Genomic DNA, 16,586 nt, shown 5'->3' on the forward strand with positions numbered 1-16,586 from the left:
GCGTCACCGCGCTACCTCTGGCGCGTGACAGAGCAGCCGCGCCTTGCCGAACAGAATGCCGCCGTCGTCCTGCCCGAGCCATTCGTCAAATGGTTTGCGGAAAAGGGCTGGTCGCCGCGCGCCCACCAGATCGATTTGCTGGCCAAGGCACAGGGCGGGCAGTCGGTATTGCTGATCGCGCCGACCGGCGCCGGCAAGACGCTGGCCGGGTTCTTGCCATCGCTGACCGAACTGGCTGGCCGACCGAGGAGAAGGCCGGGGCAGGCGCACCGAGGCATCCACACACTCTACATCTCGCCGCTGAAGGCGCTGGCCGTCGACATCGAGCGCAATCTCGGCAAACCCGTCGAAGAAATCGGGCTGCCGGTCACCGTCGAGACGCGCACCGGTGACACGCCCGCACACAAGCGCCAGCGGCAGAAGCTGGCACCGCCCGACATTCTCCTGACCACGCCCGAGCAATTGGCGCTGCTGATTGCCGCGCCCGATGCCAGGCGCTTCTTCGAGGACCTGCGCTATGTCGTGCTCGACGAATTGCATTCGCTGGTGACCTCGAAGCGCGGGCATCTCCTGTCGCTCGGGCTGGCCCGGCTGCGCTCGTTTGTGCCCGCCCTGCAGACGATAGGCCTGTCGGCGACGGTCGCCGAGCCCGACGAATTGCGGCGCTGGCTGGTCAGCCAGAATCCACCGGGGCCGATGGCCGAACTGATCATCGTCACTGGCGGCGCCAAGCCCGAGATCTCCATTCTCGATTCGGAGGAGCGCGTGCCGTGGGCGGGACATTCGGCCCGCTACGCAACGCCGGAGATATACAACGAGATCAAGCGTCACAAGACAACCCTGCTGTTCGTCAATACGCGCAGCCAGGCGGAGTTGCTGTTCCAGGAGTTGTGGCGGGTCAACGAGGACACCTTGCCGATCGCGCTGCATCACGGCTCGCTCGATGTCGCCCAGCGTCGGCGCGTGGAGAAAGCGATGGGCGAAAACGCCCTGCGCGCCATCGTCGCCACCTCGACGCTCGACCTCGGCATCGACTGGGGCGATGTCGACCTGGTCGTCCATGTTGGCGCGCCGAAAGGTGCCAGCCGGCTGGCGCAGCGCATCGGCCGCGCCAACCACCGTATGGACGAGCCGTCCAAGGCGATCCTGATTCCGGCCAACCGCTTCGAGGTGCTGGAATGCAGGGCGGCGCTCGACGCCAATTATCTCGGTGCCCAGGATACGCCGCCGCTGGTCAATGGCGGTCTCGATGTGCTGGCGCAGCACGTGCTGGGCTGTGCCTGCGGTGCGCCGTTCCATGCCGATGCGCTGTTCGAGGAAGTGCGGACGGCAGCACCCTATGCGGATCTCGACCGGCCGACATTCGATCGCGTCGTCGATTTCGTCGCCACTGGCGGCTATGCGCTGAAGAACTACGAACGCTACGCCCGTATTCGTCTCAACAAGGATGCGCTGTGGCGGGTCTCAAATCCTCGCGTCGCCCAGCAATACCGGCTGAATGTAGGCACCATCATCGAAGTGCCGGCGCTCAACGTCCGCTACGTGCAGGCTGGCAGCAGAGGCGCGGCTTCGCGTGGCGGCCGGGTTCTGGGCAAGATTGAGGAGGCCTTCCTCGAGACGCTGACGCACGGCGATACCTTCATGTTCGCTGGCAAGGTGCTGCGTTTCGAAGGCATCCGCGAGAATGAGTGCTTCGTCTCGAACGCGCCCGGCAGCGACGCCAAGGTGCCGTATTACGGTGGTGGCAAATTCCCGCTTTCGACGTACCTGGCCGAACAGGTCCGCGCCATGCTGGACGATCCGCAGCGCTGGAAGAAGTTGCCGGAGCAGGTCGCAGACTGGCTGCGCTTCCAGGCCGACAAGTCGGTACTGCCGAAACGCGACGATCTGCTGATCGAGACCTTTCCGCGTGGCAACCGCTACTATCTGGTGGCCTATCCATTCGAGGGCAGGCTGGCGCACCAGACGCTCGGCATGCTGCTCACCCGCCGCCTCGACAGGGCGGGAGCCAAGCCGCTCGGCTTCGTCGCCACCGACTATGCGCTTGCCATATGGTCGCTGGCCGATATGGGCCATATGTTCAGGGCGAAGAAACCGTCGCTGGCTCAGCTATTCGATCAGGACATGCTGGGCGACGACCTCGAAGCCTGGCTCGCCGGCAGTTGGCTCTTGAAGCGCACCTTTCGCAATTGCGCGCTGATCTCGGGGTTGATCGAGAAACGCCACCCGGGGCAGGAGAAGAGCGGCCGCCAGGTAACCGTGTCGACGGATCTCATCTACGACGTGCTGCGCAGCCACGAGCCCGACCATATCCTTTTGCAGGCGACGCGGGCCGATGCCGCGACCGGTCTCTTGGATGTCAGCAGACTTGCCGAGATGCTCTCGCGCGTCCAAGGTCGAATCATGCATAAGAACCTCGAGCAGATATCGCCGCTCGCCGTGCCGATCATGCTCGAGATCGGCAAAATGCCGGTGCACGGCGAGGCCGATGACACGCTGCTGATGGATGCAGCCACGCTGGTCGAGGAGGCCATGGGGACGAAATGACTGTCGCGCTCGCCATGGCTGCGCCTCTGGCGGATGCGGGCGCTGTCCGTATCGCCGGCGAACGCGCGATCTGCGACTGTCGCGGCGTGCTCTATTTTCCCGAATTCCGGCTTCTGGCGGTATCCGACCTGCATCTGGAAAAAGGCTCATCACTGGCCAGGCGCGGCACGCTGGTACCACCTTACGACACCGGCGCGACGCTGCTGCGGCTGCAGGCGGTGATCGCCGATTATCAGCCCGCGATCGTCATCAGCCTGGGCGACAGTTTTCACGATGGCGGCGGCGCAGCGCGTATGCACGCGAGCTTTCGCGAAAGGCTGGAAGGGCTGATGGTCGGGCGCGACTGGTTCTGGGTCGCCGGGAACCATGATCCTGAAGCACCGGCCGACCTGCCCGGCGAGACCGTGCGCGAGCTGGCCATAGGCTCACTACTCTTCCGGCACGAGCCTTCGGCGGTGAGAGTGGAAGGCGAGATATCAGGCCACCTGCACCCTTGCGCCCGCATCGTGCAGCAAGGCCGCTCCGTGCGGCGGCGCTGCTTTGCCGGCGATGGCGGCCGCATGATCATGCCGGCTTTCGGCGCCTATACCGGCTCGCTCAACGTGCTCGATCGCGCCTATCTGGGACTGTTCAAGCGCGAAACGCTGATGGCCTACATGCTTGGCGCCGAACGCATCTTCGCGATTTCGCACGCGATGCTCAGGCCGGGCTAAACCTACCTGCCGTAGTACAAAGTGACGGTGTGCTTGGCCTCGGCGAAGAACAGCCAGCGCTCGACCAGCATTCCGGCGAGTTGGGCGATTGCGGCGAGTATCGACAGTGCTGCCGCATAGGGCCACGGCAAGGCGAACGCCGCGACCAGCAGCAACGCGGGCAAAGCAAAGGCCAGCACCTGCGTGATCTGGCGGAGTTTAGTGCTGTGCTTGCGCGCGATCCGAAAACCCATTTCCTTGAGCAGATAGTTTTCTTCCGTATGCGGCCACTCGATCGACCGCACCGTGCCGCCGGCGAGCCCGGTTGCGGTGTTGGCATTGGTCGGGATCTCCAGCCTGTCATTGTATCGCCAGGTCGCCAGCTTCAAACCCCAGCCGAGCGCAGTCAGCAACAGGGCAGCCACCAGAAGCGCACTCGAGCCTGCGGCAAATCCCTGCAGCAGGGCGTTGAGCAGTACGCTGCCGGTCATCGCCGAAAAGATCAGATAGCCGGGCAGGGTGAAGCGGCTGTGCCATTGGGCGATAGGCTTCAACGACGCGTAGATCATGCCGGTGGTGCAGACGGTGGCGGCCGCGCCGATGGCAGCGAGCAGCCCGGCGACAGCCACCCAGCCGCTCGTACGGCCGAGGACCACCCAGCCGATGCCGAACAGTCCCGCCGGCACGAAGGTGACGACGGACGCCACGCCTTCGCGCGACAGCCATGAGCTTCGCCATTGCGAGAAGGCACGCCAGGCGCGTTCGGGCCGGCCGAGATGGCCGGCCGACGACAGCAGGCCGGCCGAGATCAGGCCAAGCGCCAGTCCCATGCCGATGAGGCCGAGCCAGAAATCGGGCGGGATAAAGCCCTGTCCGGCTAGCACGCCAAGCAGCGCGAGCAGTCCGTAGCCGGCGCCCGTGGCGGTGGTGAAAAAGACGACCGAGAATGCTGGATGCATGAGACGCAGGTCAGTTCGAAAGCATGCGGTCTATCCAGCCGAGGAAGCCGCCTTCTGCACGCACCGCTTCTAAGGCCGGGGCGGGCACCAATGCGGCGCGAGAGGTGTGGGCACGTGGCGGCAGATATTTGTTGGTCGGCTTGTAGCCCATCTCCGGCATCAGGTCGACGCCACCGCGCTCGGCCACCAATTGTGAGATAGCCGATTCCGGATCGCCCAGATCGCCGAAATGCCGCGCGCTGGTCGGACAGGCGGCGACGCAGGCCGGCACACGATCTTCTTCCGCCAGATTGTCGTTGTAGATGCGGTCGACGCACAACGTGCATTTCTTCATCACGCCAACATCGGTGTCGAATTCGCGCGCTCCGTAGGGACAGGCCCAGCTGCACAATTTACAGCCGATGCACTTGTCCTCGTCGACCAGCACGATGCCGTCCGACGCCCGTTTGTAGGAGGCGCCGGTCGGGCAGACCGTGACGCACGCCGGTGTCTCGCAGTGCAGGCAGGAGCGCGGGAAGTTCACCGTGCGTCCGCCCATCTCCGTCATGTGCTCATAACTGTGCACGCGGTTGAACCAGACGCCGTCGGCATTGCCGCCATAGGGGTCGATGTCGGTTAGCGGCGCCATATGGCCGCCGGTGTTCCATTCCTTGCAGGCGGTAACGCAGGCCTGGCAGCCGACGCAGGTGTCGAGATCGATGACAAGGCCGAGCTTCTTGTCGGTATGGGCGGGAAGGCAGGTCATTCGGCAGCTTCTCTTTCCCGGCGAAATTCGGCGCCGAAACTGAGTTTGTCGGGCGAGGGCTCGAAGCCCGGCGGCTGCCGGAACCGCTCGAACTGCGGTTCGGTGAAGCCAGCTTCTTCGGGCGCGCATTTGACGATGCGCACGCGCAGGTCGAACCACGCCGCTTGGCCGGTCACCGGATCGGAATTCGAATAGCGTTTGCCGCTGGTATCGGCGGAGGTCTGGTCGCCGATGATGTGGTTGAGCAGGAAGCCGCGATTGGATTCGGCCGCGTCATCCTTGAGCCCCCAGCTGCCGCGCCGTTTGCCGATGGCGTTCCAGGTCCACACCGTATCGGCGTTGACGCCGTCGATCAGCCTGATCTGCCCCTTGACTTTGCCGTTGATGCTCTCGATCCACACCCAGTCGTCATCGACAAGCCTGAGGCCGGCGGCGGTCCGCTGGTGCACGAACAGCCGATTCTGGCTGGTGATCTGTCTCAACCAGGCGTTCTGCCCGCCCCAGGAATGGTACATGTGCATCGGCCGCTGCGTCAGCGCGTGCAGCGGATAGGCTTGGCTATCGACCGCAGCCTCTTCGAAGGGCGCGTACCAGAACGGCAGCGGATCCATATAGGTCTCGATGCGGCTGCGCTCTGCCTTCGGCGGCAGCACCCCGCCATGGCCGCGCGCCGCGAGGCGAAAGCGCTGCATCGGCTCGGAATAGAGCTGGAACACGATCGGCTCGGCCTTCGGGATGAAGCCCATGCTCTCGGCGAATTCGAGATACGAGCGGTTGGCCATTTTGTAGTAGCGCTGATCGGCGGCGAAATCCTGGTGCCAGAAGCCGCCATTATCGATGTAGCGCTGCAACTGGTCGGGATTGACCTCGCCCTTGCCGACCGAGGTCCCGTCCTTTCCGCGCCAGCCGGCGAGCGGACCGACACCTGGCGTGCGCTCGTGATTGACGATGTAGTCGGCATAGTCGCGATATTTGGCGGCGCCATCGTCGTCGACGAAACCGGGTAGGCCGAGCCGCGCGCCGAGCTCGATCAGCACCGACTGGAACGGCCTGACGTCGCGGTCCGGCTCGACCACGGGATGGCGGATGGCGTCGCCCGGCCCGTCGGCGTGGCTGATCGGCCGGTCGAGCAGACTGATACAGTCATGACGCTCGAGATAGGTCGTATCCGGCAGCACCAGATCGGCAAAAGGCACGGTCTCTGAATAATAAGCGTCGGAATAGATGATGAACGGGATCTTGTACTCACCCGATGCATCCACATCGGTCAGCATCGCCATCGTCTCGACCGTGTTCATCGACGAGTTCCAGGCCATGTTCGACATGTACATGAATAGTGTGTCGATCGTGTAGGGATCGCCGGCCCAGGCGTTACGGATGACCGTGTGCATGAGGCCGTGTGCTGCAAGCGGCGCGTCCCAGGAGTAGGCCTTGTCGATACGAATGGGCTTGCCGCCTTCATCGACCAGCAGGTCCTCCGGTCCGCAGACGAAGCCGAGCGGCATGCCCTCGAGCGCCGTCATTGGCTTCACATTCTTGCCGGCTGGTTTGGGGCCCGGCGGCGCGGACCGCGGATAGGGAGGCTTGAAACGGAAGCCGCCCGGCACGTCCACCGTGCCGAGAAGCACCTGAAGCAGATGAATGGCGCGGCAAGAGTGAAAACCGTTCGAATGGGCCGAGATGCCGCGCATCGCATGCATCGACACCGGCCGGCCCTTGATGGTCTCGTGCCGGCGGCCGGCCCAGTCCGTCCAGGCCACCGGCAATTCGATTTGCTGTTCGAAGGCGACATGAGCGAGTTCTGCGGCGATGCGTCGGATGGTGTCGGCGGAGATGCCGCACCGGTCAGCGACGGCGTCCGGTGAATAGCTCTCATCCAGATAGCGGTCGGCGACGAGTTGGAAGACCGGCACGCAACGGCGGCCGTCGACGAGAAAGCCGCCGGTCAATGCGGGCTTCGCGTCGGCATCGCTGGCATCGACAGGCATCTCCGCCACCCTGTCCCAAGCCAGCGGATTGCCGTCGCTATTGCGCATGAACAGCCCGTCATCGACAGCTCCAGGCTCCTGAACGACCAGGATGTGGGCGTTGGTGTAGCGCAAGAGGTACTCGAGATCGACGCGGCCAGCCTTCAGCAATTCATGGATGAGGGCGAATACGAACAGGCCGTCGGTGCCGGGCCGGATGCCGACCCAGTCGTCGGCAATCGCGTTGTAGCCGGTGCGGCAGGGGTTGATCGAGACCACCTTGGCGCCGCGCGCCTTGAGCTTGCCGAGGCCGATCTTGATCGGATTGGAATCATGATCCTCGGCAACCCCGAACAGCATGAAATATTTGGTGTTGTCCCAATCGGGTTCGCCGAACTCCCAGAACGAGCCGCCAATCGTGTAGAGACCGCCGGCCGCCATATTGACCGAGCAGAAGCCGCCATGGGCGGCAAAGTTCGGCGTGCCGAACTGGCTCGCCCACCAGCCGGTCAGCGATTGCGACTGGTCGCGCCCGGTGAAGAAGGCGAGTTTCTTCGGATCGGTTCGACGGATGTTCGAAAGCCGTTCTGTCGCGATCGACAAGGCTTCCTCCCACTCGATTTCGCGGAACTCACCCGAGCCGCGCGGACCGGTGCGCAGTAACGGCTTCTTCAGCCGGGCCGGGCTGTAATGCTGCATGATGCCGGCGCTGCCCTTGCCGCACAGCACACCGCGGTTGACCGGGTGATCCTTGTTGCCGTTGATGTAGCGGACCTTGCCGTCCTTGATATGGACGTCGATGCCGCAGCGGCAGGCGCACATATAGCAGGTGGTCTTGGCGATGCTGTCGGAGACATCAGGCGAAGTATCGACGCCGTCGCCTTCAGCGGGCGCGCGCGTATCGGCAAGCGGCCGTTGGGATGGTGCTGAGTTGGCGCCGCGCAGCGGTCTGTTGGTCATGATCCGGCGATGTTTTTGCGTTCGGCGGCCTTGGCTCTCGTCTTCGGACCTGGGCCGCGCATATAATGCTGTTCCGGACGATAGCGTTCACCGACGAGCCGCCACCGCAGGCTGCGGGACCAGTGCGTGAACACGGATTTGAACAGCCTCACCAAATTTCTACCCTCGACTGTTCTGGCGCGACTTTTTTCCAATTTCGAGCCAAAATTTAGAACAAAGCAATCAATCTGTCTAACAACTTGCTCTTGTAATTCCAATCGGATGTGCTTCTTAATGCCGGCATGACTCTGGACCAATTGCGGATCTTCGTCGCCGTCGCCGAACGGGCGCACATGACCAAAGCGGCCGACTTGTTAGGCATTTCACAGTCGGCCGCGTCCGCCGCGATCCGCTCGCTCGAACAGCAGCACGGCGTCCAGTTGTTCAACCGAGTGGGCCGCAATATCGAGCTCGCCGAGACCGGACGCCGATTCTTGCCCGAGGCCAAGGCGGTCCTCGAGCGGGCTGCGGCCGCCCACAATGTGCTGGAGCATGTCTCGCAGACGATATCAGGCAGTCTCTCGATCGCTGCCAGCCAGACCATCGCCAGCTATTGGCTGCCGCGCCGGCTTGCCTCTTTCCACGAAGCCTATCCTGCCGTCAGGCTGAGCGTGAACATTGGCAACACCAGGCAGGTCGAGACCAATGTACTTGATGGCGCAGCCGATTTTGGCCTGGTCGAGGGGCGCACCGAATCCGACATTTTGCGGCGTGCCAAGGTCGATATCGATCGCATGATGCTGGTCGTGGCGCGCTCGCACCCTGAGATCGCGGAAGTTTCGCCTCGACATCCCGACCTTGGCGGGCTTCGCTGGATCATTCGCGAAGGCGGGTCGGGCACGCGCGAGGCGCTGGAGGACCTTGCCCGACGCGACGGGATTTCGTTCGCGGACCTGCAGATATTCCTGGTATTGCCGAGCAATGAGGCTATTCGCCAGGCGGTCGAGGCCGGCGCCGGCGCCAGCATCATTTCGGAACTCGTCGTCGCGCGCGCGGTCGCCGAAGGCAGCCTGCGTTCCGTGCCGATCGATCTGCCGAAACGCGAATTTGCCATGATCACGCATCGCGACCGGCAGCCAAGCCTGGCCCAGATAGCGCTCAAGGCGCATCTCGGCGGCAAAGCTGAGAGAGCCACGCCGCTTTAAGCCGATCAGCCGAACTTCCGCTGCGCGTCGAGCGCCAGCCCAAGCCCGACCGAGCCGAACACGTCGCCTTCGATTACCGACGCCTGCGGCACCAGAGCCAGGATCTGCTGCCTGGCCAGCGGGATCGCGGTCGATCCGCCGGTCAGGAACACCGCCGTGATGTCGGAGGACTTCACCTGCGCGTCGCGGACGGTCTGCTCGACGGTAGCTGCAACGCGCTCAATATCCCGAGCGATAGTGGCTTCGAGACCTTCGCGCGTGATCTCTGCCATGAATCTCACCTCCGGTAGCGCGACCTCGATATTGGCCGACGATCGGTCCGTCAGCTCGATCTTGGCCCTTTCGACCAGCGCCGCCAGCGCGTGGCCGTAACGATGCTCGACGATGTGGATGAAGCGCTCGACCAGGTCTGCGCGCTCCGCCTCGTAGCGGATCTGGCGCAGATGCGTCATCGCCCTTGCGGTGTAGACCAGGTTGATGCGCTGCCATGTCGCCAGGTCGATGAAGTAGCTCGCCGGCAGATTGCGCTTGCCGTCCTTGGTTGGCGTCAAATAGCCGAGCTGCGGCATCACATGGGCGATGCTCAGCAGCCGGTCGAAGTCGGTGCCGCCGATGTGGATGCCGCGGCTGGCCAGGATGTCGTCTTTGCGGTCGAGCGAGCGGGCGCGCTCGGGCGAGACCCGCACGATCGAGAAATCGGACGTGCCGCCGCCCATGTCCACGATCAGCGCCAGTTCCTCGCGCGTCACCTTCTGTTCGTAATCGAGTGCCGCTGCGATCGGCTCGAATTGGAAGGCGATGTGCTTGAAGCCTTGGGCGCGAGCGGCGTTTTCGAGTTCGTGCTCGGCCTCGGCGTCGGCCCCGGCGTCGTCGTCGACGAACTGCACCGGCCGTCCGAGCACGACGCTTTCGACGGTGTCGAAGGCGTTTTCTTCGAGCTTCTTTTTCAAGTGGCCGACAAATAGGCCGACAATTTCCATGAAGCCGATCGAGCGCGCCTTGACGCGCGTCTTTTCGTGAGCGAGCGAGCTGCCGAGCACGCTCTTCAGCGAGCGCATCAGGCGGCCTTCGATACTGTCCGTATAGTTGGCGATGGCGCGTCGCCCGAAATAGGTGCGGTTGTCCTCGAAATTGAAAAACACCGCACTGGGCAGCGTGACCTGGCCGTCTTCCAACGCCACCAGCCGCGGCTGCCCGTTCCTGACCACGCTCACGGTGGAATTTGAAGTGCCGAAGTCGATCCCGGCAAATGCTGGTCGCATCGTGCGTTCCTGTATTTCTGATTTGGGGAGCAGCAGCTCGTGTCCGGTCGGGCCGGGGGTCGCGGTCTAACCCATACCCTCGGAAAGGGAAACCACTTTTACGAGTTCAGTCTTTCCTGAAGACCAGTCTTCCGAGCCAGCCGGTCAGCATGGCCAGCGAAACGGCAAAGACACCGTAGAGGAAGGAATAGTCGTGCGCGACACGGAAGATCGACTGTTCGAAACCGGACTTGCGGATTTCGAGCTGGGCGGAGCTTTCCTTGATGAACAGGCCGCTCTTGAACAGGAAGGCGCGGGCCTTGTGGGTGCCGACCGGAACGTTTGGGGCGAGCCTGACGGTGGCGCGGAACAGGTTCTGCGACAGGAACTGCACGCCGCCGACATTCTCGCTGTAGAGGCCTGTCGCCGCCTTGCGTTCGCGCAGCGCGGCGGTGAACTCCTCGATCGTCGCCGGACTGTCCTCGGCGTCGGCCGGCTGCAAATAGAGATTGGAGGCGCCAAGCGACAGCTGCTTGTAGCTGTTCGGATCGGTGACGTCCTGCAGCGGCCGCGTCGTCGCCACCGAATAGGAGACGGGTACGTTTTTGAAGGTCTCCGACTCCAGATTGACCCAGACGCCGAGCACCCGGTCCTTGCGGCGCACGACGACCGGTCGGGCCGGGCCTTCCAGCACGACGATCACGTCGTAGCGCCCTTGCCGCGCGACAAGCGGATCCGCATTTTCCAGCGAGCCGAAGATGGTCAGGTCGGCGCCGGAAAAGCCGGCGGTAATCGAGACATTGTCGGTGGAAAGGCCGATCTGGATGTTTTCGGTTAATGGCGTCTGCGCCTTCGCCGGTGGCGCAATGGCCAGCAGCGACAGCAAGGCGGCGGCCGCGAGCGTCCTCAAGCCAGCCATCAGCTCAGGCCCACGCCGGACAGCGAATAGAGATTGGGCGGCGTGACGAAAAGATCGATGGCAAGCCGGATGGCTACCGCCAGCACCAGCAGCGCCAGCAGCGCCCTGAGTTGCTCGCCCCGCAGCCTCTGACCAGCCTTGGCGCCATATTGCGCGCCGGCGACGCCGCCTGCCATCAACAGGAAGGCGAGCATGACGTCGACCGTCTGATTGGTGGTGGCGTGGACCAGCGTGGTGTAGGCCGAGGTGAAGATGATCTGAAACAGCGAGGTGCCGATGACGACGTTGGTCGGCACTTTCAAAAGGTAGATCAGGGCCGGCACCATGATGAAGCCGCCGCCGACGCCCATGATCGAGGACAGGAAGCCGATCGCCGCGCCTAGCCCAAGCACCGGAATGACGCTGACGAAGAGCTTCGAGGCCCTGAACCGCATCTTTAGCGGCAAACGATGGATCCAGTTGTGCTGGCCGGATTTCTTCAATACCGGTGCGGCGCCGCTGCGAGTGGCGCGCAGTGCATTGACACTCTCGACCAGCATCAGTCCGCCGACGGTGCCGAGCAGCACGACGTAGAGCAGCGAGATGAACAGGTCGAGCTGGCCGAGCCGGCGCAGGAGCGCAAAGACATAGATACCACCGGTCGAGCCGACGATGCCGCCGGCTAAAAGCACGCCGCCGAGCTTGAAGTCGAGCGTGCCGCGCTTCATGTGCGACAGGGCGCCGGAGAAGGAGGAAGCGATGACCTGGTTGGCGCCGGTGGCGACCGCGATTGCCGGCGGTATGTTGTAGAAGATCAGCAGCGGCGTAATGAGAAAGCCGCCGCCCACGCCGAACATGCCCGACAGGAAACCTACCGCCGCACCCATGGCCAGCAGTACGAAGATGTTGACGGAAATTTCCGCGATCGGGAGATAGATGCCCACCCGTCAGTCTCGATCAGTTTGCCTCCTGGCGAATGCAACCGTTGCGGGCATCTTGCGCCAAAAGACTATTTCGTTCTTGCGCCGGCCGGGCGGTCAAGTCAAACTTCGCCGCGCCGCCGAAACAAAAAACAACTCAATCAGTTAACAGGCAAATCTGTGGCAAGGGCGTCGCGGAAACGACGCATCTGCCGTTATTTACGCGCGAGCAGCGCCTTGACCAGCTTTTCGTCGATCGCGCCGGTTGCCTTCATATCGTTGTCGGCCTGGAAGGCCATGATCGCGTTCTTGGTTTTCTGGCCCATCATGCCGTCGGGATTGCCGGCCTCGTAGCCGTTCTTGTTGAGAATGCGCTGGATGTTCTGGACCGCTTTCTTCATATCGATGCCGGCGGTTGTCTGTGGTGTGCCGTCCTGCCACGATTCAGGAATGTCGGCCGAATTGGCAGCTGGATCGAGCGGCTTGGCCTTCCACAGTTCAGCCGCGGCCCGCGCACGCTCCAGCTGCTCGGGCCTCAGTGCCTTGGCGATCTCGTCGCGCTTGGCCGCCGCATCCTTGTCGCCGGTCTTGGCGACGAGCGCGAACCATTTGTAGCTCTCCTCGAGGTTCTGCTTCATGCCGACGCCCTTTGCCGCGAGAATGCCGAGATTGAACTGGCTGTCCTTGACACCGAGATCCGCCGCCGCCTGGAACCAGCGCGCGGCCGCTTCATTGTTGGTCACCCCATCCGCCGCCATCGCAAACAGCACGGCCAGATTGTGCATGGCGCTGGCATTGCCCTGCTCTGCGGCAAGCTGGTACCAGGTCTTCGCTTTCTTGATGTCGCGTGCGACGCCGATGCCCTTCTCGTAGAAATTGCCGATGCGGTATTCTGCAGGTGCGAAACCGAGTTCGGCAGCTTTCTCATACCATTTGGCCGCCGCCGCCATGTCTTCCTTGACGCCGCGCGACTCGGCGTAGCGCGAGCCGATCTCGAACAGCGCCTTGGCGTCGCCGCCGGCCGCTGCATCGCGCAGGGCGGCCGGACCGGCATCGGCCGGAACGTCGATCTTGGCAACGCCTGCCGCGACAGCATCCGCTAGCGGCACCGTGCCGGTCGTGTCCTGCGCAGCAGCGGTGGTGGTAGCAGGCGCGGCAGCCATTGGCTCGGCGTCGCTGACCGTCGTCGCTGCCGGCGCGGGCACTGCGGCCGTGGTGTCTGGCGCCGCCAGATCAGCGGACACCGCGGAAGCCGAGGGCGCCGTCGATGCCTCGGTTGCCGGTGTGGCGGGGCCGGTTTGCGCCGCCGTGTCGTCCTTGGTCATTGATGCGGATGGCTCTGCCTGCCTGACGGTGGGCGAGGGCGCGCTCTCCTGTGTTGTCGTCTGCGCGTCCGCCTTCGGCTGGCTGGCAACGCTGGCCAATGCGGTTTCCGCCGGCTGTACGGCCACGGCGGGTACCGCCTCATCGTTGGCGACTTCGACCGGGTCGGAGAAAAAGGCTTTGCCCAGTTGCAGGCCGGCAAGCGCCAGCATGATGGCGATTGCCCCCATCAGGATCGGCTTGCGCCGCGCCTTGAGCAGGTCGCCGATCCTGAGTGCCTTGACCGGGCCTTTCATCGTCGACTGGCGCTTGAGGGCGTCCGCCTCGGCGGCCGCCGCTTGCGCAGCCCGTCTGGCTGCCGCGATGAAGTCCGATTTCGCCGCCTCGGCGCCGCCTTCCCGGGCCGGCTGCCCGCGCTCGTCGCGCACGCGCTTCATGATGGCGCTGAGGTCGGGTGCGCCGGAGCCCGGTTCCAGTGGCCGGTTGGCGAGCTTGGGGTCGAGGGGCTCGTCGAGATCGACGCTCGGTATCTCGGCGCTCGGCGCCGAGCCTGCAAGCGGCGGCATCTCGGCCTCCTTCTTGCCCTTCAAGGCGCGCGCCAGCCCGCCTAACATCGATTTCCTGCCGCCGCCTTGCTCGGTTTTTTCACGCGTCGTGTCTGAACCGAGAGCCGCCAGGGCTGCTGCTGCGGCGGCCTCAGCCGGCGTACGCGGACCTGGCTCGTCGCGCGCGAGCGCCGCGGCGCGGCCGTCGAGATCGGCCATGCTGCCCGTCAACGGCAGCGGCTGGTCGAGGTCCATCGACGGTGCGTCCTGCACCGAGATCTTGGATGCCCGGCCGAAGCGCTTGCTCAATTCCGCGCTTGCCGGTTCGCCGGTCTCCAGTGAACCAAGCCTGTCAACGATCTTGAGCAGCGTATCGTGGATAGCCTCGAACGTCCTCGAATTGCGCTCATCCGAACGGCGCGTCAGTGCCTCGAGCGTCTTCAGGTCCTGGGCGAGGCCGGTAACGGCCGCCGTGTTCGCGCTTGATCCGGCCAGCGAGCGGACGGCGCTCTCAGCCGCCTCGCGTGCCGCGCCGAGGATGGAATCGCGGGTTCCGGCCAGCGACTTCTCGATTTCGTTGAGACGCGGGCTGATGTCGTCGAATTCCGGCAGCGGCGTGCCGGGCCTGGAAAGATGCGCCGTCAGGCCGGCGACCTGCGCTTCAAGGCTGCGGATCAACGCCGGGTCGATGCTGGCGACCTGTGCCGCGGACGAATCCAGCCGGCTTGAGATGTCTTCGAGCCGGGTCTCCAGGCCACGGATCGCCGCCTCGTTGGCAGGATCCGGAACGCGCGTCTCCATCCGCTTGGCCAGCGCGGTGAAGCGGGCATCGATGGCATCCATGATGCCGGCGCTGTCGACCTGCGGCATGCGCTGGTCCAGCCTGTCGGCGACCTCGTCCAACCGGCGCTCAAGGTCGCGAAACAGCATGTTGCCTTGTTCGATGGCGTCGCCCTGGCGACGTTCCATCATGCTGGACAGCACGTCGAAGCGCTGCTCGAGCCCCTGGAAGATGTAGTCCGCGTCGGGCATGGCAGGTGCGTGGTCGATCTTGTCGGCAATGAGCGCGACTTGCCTGGCAAGGCGCTCCATCGCCTGTTCCGGCAGATTGGCTCGGCCGGCCAGCTCATCCACGCGGCTCGACAATGTGTTGAGACGGTCGATGACCTCCCGACCCGGACGATCCTGCGACACTTCTTCGATTTGCTGGGCCAGTGAATCGATCCGCTTCTCGATGCGTTCGAAGGGCTCGGGGTCGAACGAATTGGCTTGCGCGGCAACCGTCGAGGCGACGATCGCGCGGGAAATCTCGTCGAGCCGCTCGTCGATCTGGCTGAATGTGTCGCCGCCGCGATTGTCCTGCTGGCGGGCGAAATGGTCGACCGCTCCGGCAAGCGTGCGGACCTTTTCCTCCAGCGAGCGCAGCGACAGCGACTCCGGCAGATTGCTGACGGCATTGCTGATCTGTTCGAGCCGCTCCGTCAGCGCCGACAGGCCGGGTGCATCGGAACGCTTGCGCTGATCGGCCTCGACGCGGTCCTCGAAGGCGTTCCAGCGGCGGTCGAAATCGTCCCAGCGGCGTCCGACCGCCTGCACGCTCTCCTCGCGCGCCAGCGTATCGAGCGCGGCCTTGACCTGCTCAAGCTCGAGCCGCAGCATATTGACGCTTCTGTCGTCGCTTTTTTCGGCCAGCGTCTGGATGGCGCCGGAAAGCCGCTCGAATTCGACGTTGAGTTCGGCGCTGCCTTTGCCGCCGCCATTTGACTGGAAGGCTCGCTCAATATTCTTGCGCAGTACCTCGAACTCGCGTTGCAGGCCGGAGGTCATCTGCTGGCGCAACTCTTCGCGCAGGCCGCGCAATTCCCCGGCGATCTTGCCGGCTAGGGCGACGCCGTCCTCCTGGCCGCGCACCCGGTCTATATCGCGGGCGATCACCTGGTAATTCTGGTCGAAAGCCGCTGCTGGGCCTTTCGGCCGCTGCGCGCGTGGATCCTCATACCGGCGCTGCTGGCCATAGGGCTGGGCGCTGGGATAGCGCGGTTCTGCCGCTGGTCGGCGCGGATCGGGGTGGCTTGCCGTTTCCTCGCGCGTCCGCTCCAGTCGCTGCTCCAGCGTTTCCAGGGAGCGGTTGAGCTCTTCAAGCGTCGTGTGCGGCCGGCGTTGCCTGCCGGCGTTGAGTGTATCGAGGTAGGACCGCTTGCTGTTCATCAATGCGCCCGTTTCAGAATTGCTGGCTTTCACCAGGTTCCCAAAGTCCAGCCGGGACGAAGGCGACTGCTTGGCTTGTTGCAGTGGAAGACGAGCTTCCCGGGTCTCATCCGCGCTCCGAAAAACCGTGAAAAATTCAATACAGGATAGACACGGGCAACCGACATGCGCACATTTCGCCCCAACGTGGTAAACAACGCGTTAACCAAGCTTAAGAAGTTGCAACTTTGTCACCTGACTGCCGACGGCGTCGCGTGTCCCTTTGGACGCAGAAAGGACGCTGTAGAATTTTGATCTGCCGCAGGGTTCTTTCCGAAGTCGACCGCGATTTTTGGGCTATCCGCTGGTGCTGCGGCATAAAGTTGCAAGACTAGAACGCTCTTGCGTGGTGAGGCGG

At 63.9% G+C, this 16,586-nt stretch carries 10 protein-coding genes; 3 read left to right on the plus strand and 7 right to left on the minus strand.

Annotated features, from left to right (window positions below):
* Positions 1-24 precede the first annotated feature (24 nt).
* Positions 25-2,547 (plus strand): ligase-associated DNA damage response DEXH box helicase, encoded by a 2,523-nt coding sequence (locus NKI19_RS18660; RefSeq protein WP_352488196.1) that lies wholly within the window; start codon positions 25-27, stop codon positions 2,545-2,547.
* Complete coding sequence (pdeM, locus tag NKI19_RS18665; protein WP_352488197.1) at positions 2,544-3,260, plus strand: ligase-associated DNA damage response endonuclease PdeM; 717 nt, start codon at positions 2,544-2,546, stop codon at positions 3,258-3,260. Before NKI19_RS18660 ends, pdeM begins: the two co-directional genes overlap by 4 nt.
* Positions 3,261-3,262: 2 nt before the next feature.
* On the opposite strand, the gene NKI19_RS18670 is transcribed toward pdeM, so the two are convergent.
* The 3 genes from NKI19_RS18670 to NKI19_RS18680 are packed head-to-tail and all read right to left on the minus strand — an operon-like array spanning position 3,263 to position 7,870.
* Positions 3,263-4,198 carry a dimethyl sulfoxide reductase anchor subunit family protein gene (locus NKI19_RS18670; protein ID WP_352488198.1) on the minus strand — a complete coding sequence of 312 codons (936 nt, stop codon included), beginning with the start codon at positions 4,196-4,198 and terminating at the stop codon, positions 3,263-3,265.
* Positions 4,199-4,208: 10 nt separating this feature from the next.
* Complete coding sequence (locus NKI19_RS18675) at positions 4,209-4,943, minus strand: 4Fe-4S dicluster domain-containing protein (protein WP_352488200.1); 735 nt, start codon at positions 4,941-4,943, stop codon at positions 4,209-4,211.
* On the minus strand, positions 4,940-7,870 hold the full coding sequence (locus tag NKI19_RS18680; protein ID WP_352488201.1) for a molybdopterin oxidoreductase family protein: 2,931 nt from the start codon (positions 7,868-7,870) through the stop codon (positions 4,940-4,942). The genes NKI19_RS18675 and NKI19_RS18680 overlap by 4 nt, the downstream gene beginning before the upstream one ends.
* Before the next feature lie 281 nt (positions 7,871-8,151).
* On the opposite strand from NKI19_RS18680, the gene NKI19_RS18685 reads away from it, so the two are divergent.
* Positions 8,152-9,054 (plus strand): LysR substrate-binding domain-containing protein, encoded by a 903-nt coding sequence (locus NKI19_RS18685; protein ID WP_352488203.1) that lies wholly within the window; start codon positions 8,152-8,154, stop codon positions 9,052-9,054.
* A gap of 5 nt (positions 9,055-9,059) precedes the next feature.
* Here the strand turns inward: NKI19_RS18685 and NKI19_RS18690 are convergent, their stop codons facing one another.
* From NKI19_RS18690 to NKI19_RS18705, 4 genes are all read right to left on the minus strand, one after another.
* Entirely contained in the window at positions 9,060-10,316 is a 1,257-nt protein-coding gene (locus NKI19_RS18690) for an Hsp70 family protein (RefSeq protein ID WP_352488204.1), read from the minus strand.
* Between the two features lie 106 nt (positions 10,317-10,422).
* Positions 10,423-11,214: a TIGR02186 family protein gene (locus tag NKI19_RS18695; protein ID WP_352464879.1), complete on the minus strand. Its 792-nt coding sequence runs from the start codon at positions 11,212-11,214 to the stop codon at positions 10,423-10,425.
* Positions 11,214-12,137, minus strand: a complete 924-nt coding sequence (locus NKI19_RS18700) for a sulfite exporter TauE/SafE family protein (RefSeq protein ID WP_023676949.1) — start codon at positions 12,135-12,137, stop codon at positions 11,214-11,216. The genes NKI19_RS18695 and NKI19_RS18700 overlap by 1 nt, the downstream gene beginning before the upstream one ends.
* Positions 12,138-12,328: 191 nt before the next feature.
* Positions 12,329-16,189, minus strand: coding sequence for a peptidoglycan-binding protein (locus tag NKI19_RS18705; protein ID WP_352488206.1), 3,861 nt, complete (start codon positions 16,187-16,189; stop codon positions 12,329-12,331).
* Positions 16,190-16,586: the final 397 nt, after the last annotated feature.

This window comes from Mesorhizobium sp. M0751 (assembly GCF_040320265.1).
In the GTDB taxonomy this organism is placed as follows: Bacteria; Pseudomonadota; Alphaproteobacteria; order Rhizobiales; family Rhizobiaceae; genus Mesorhizobium.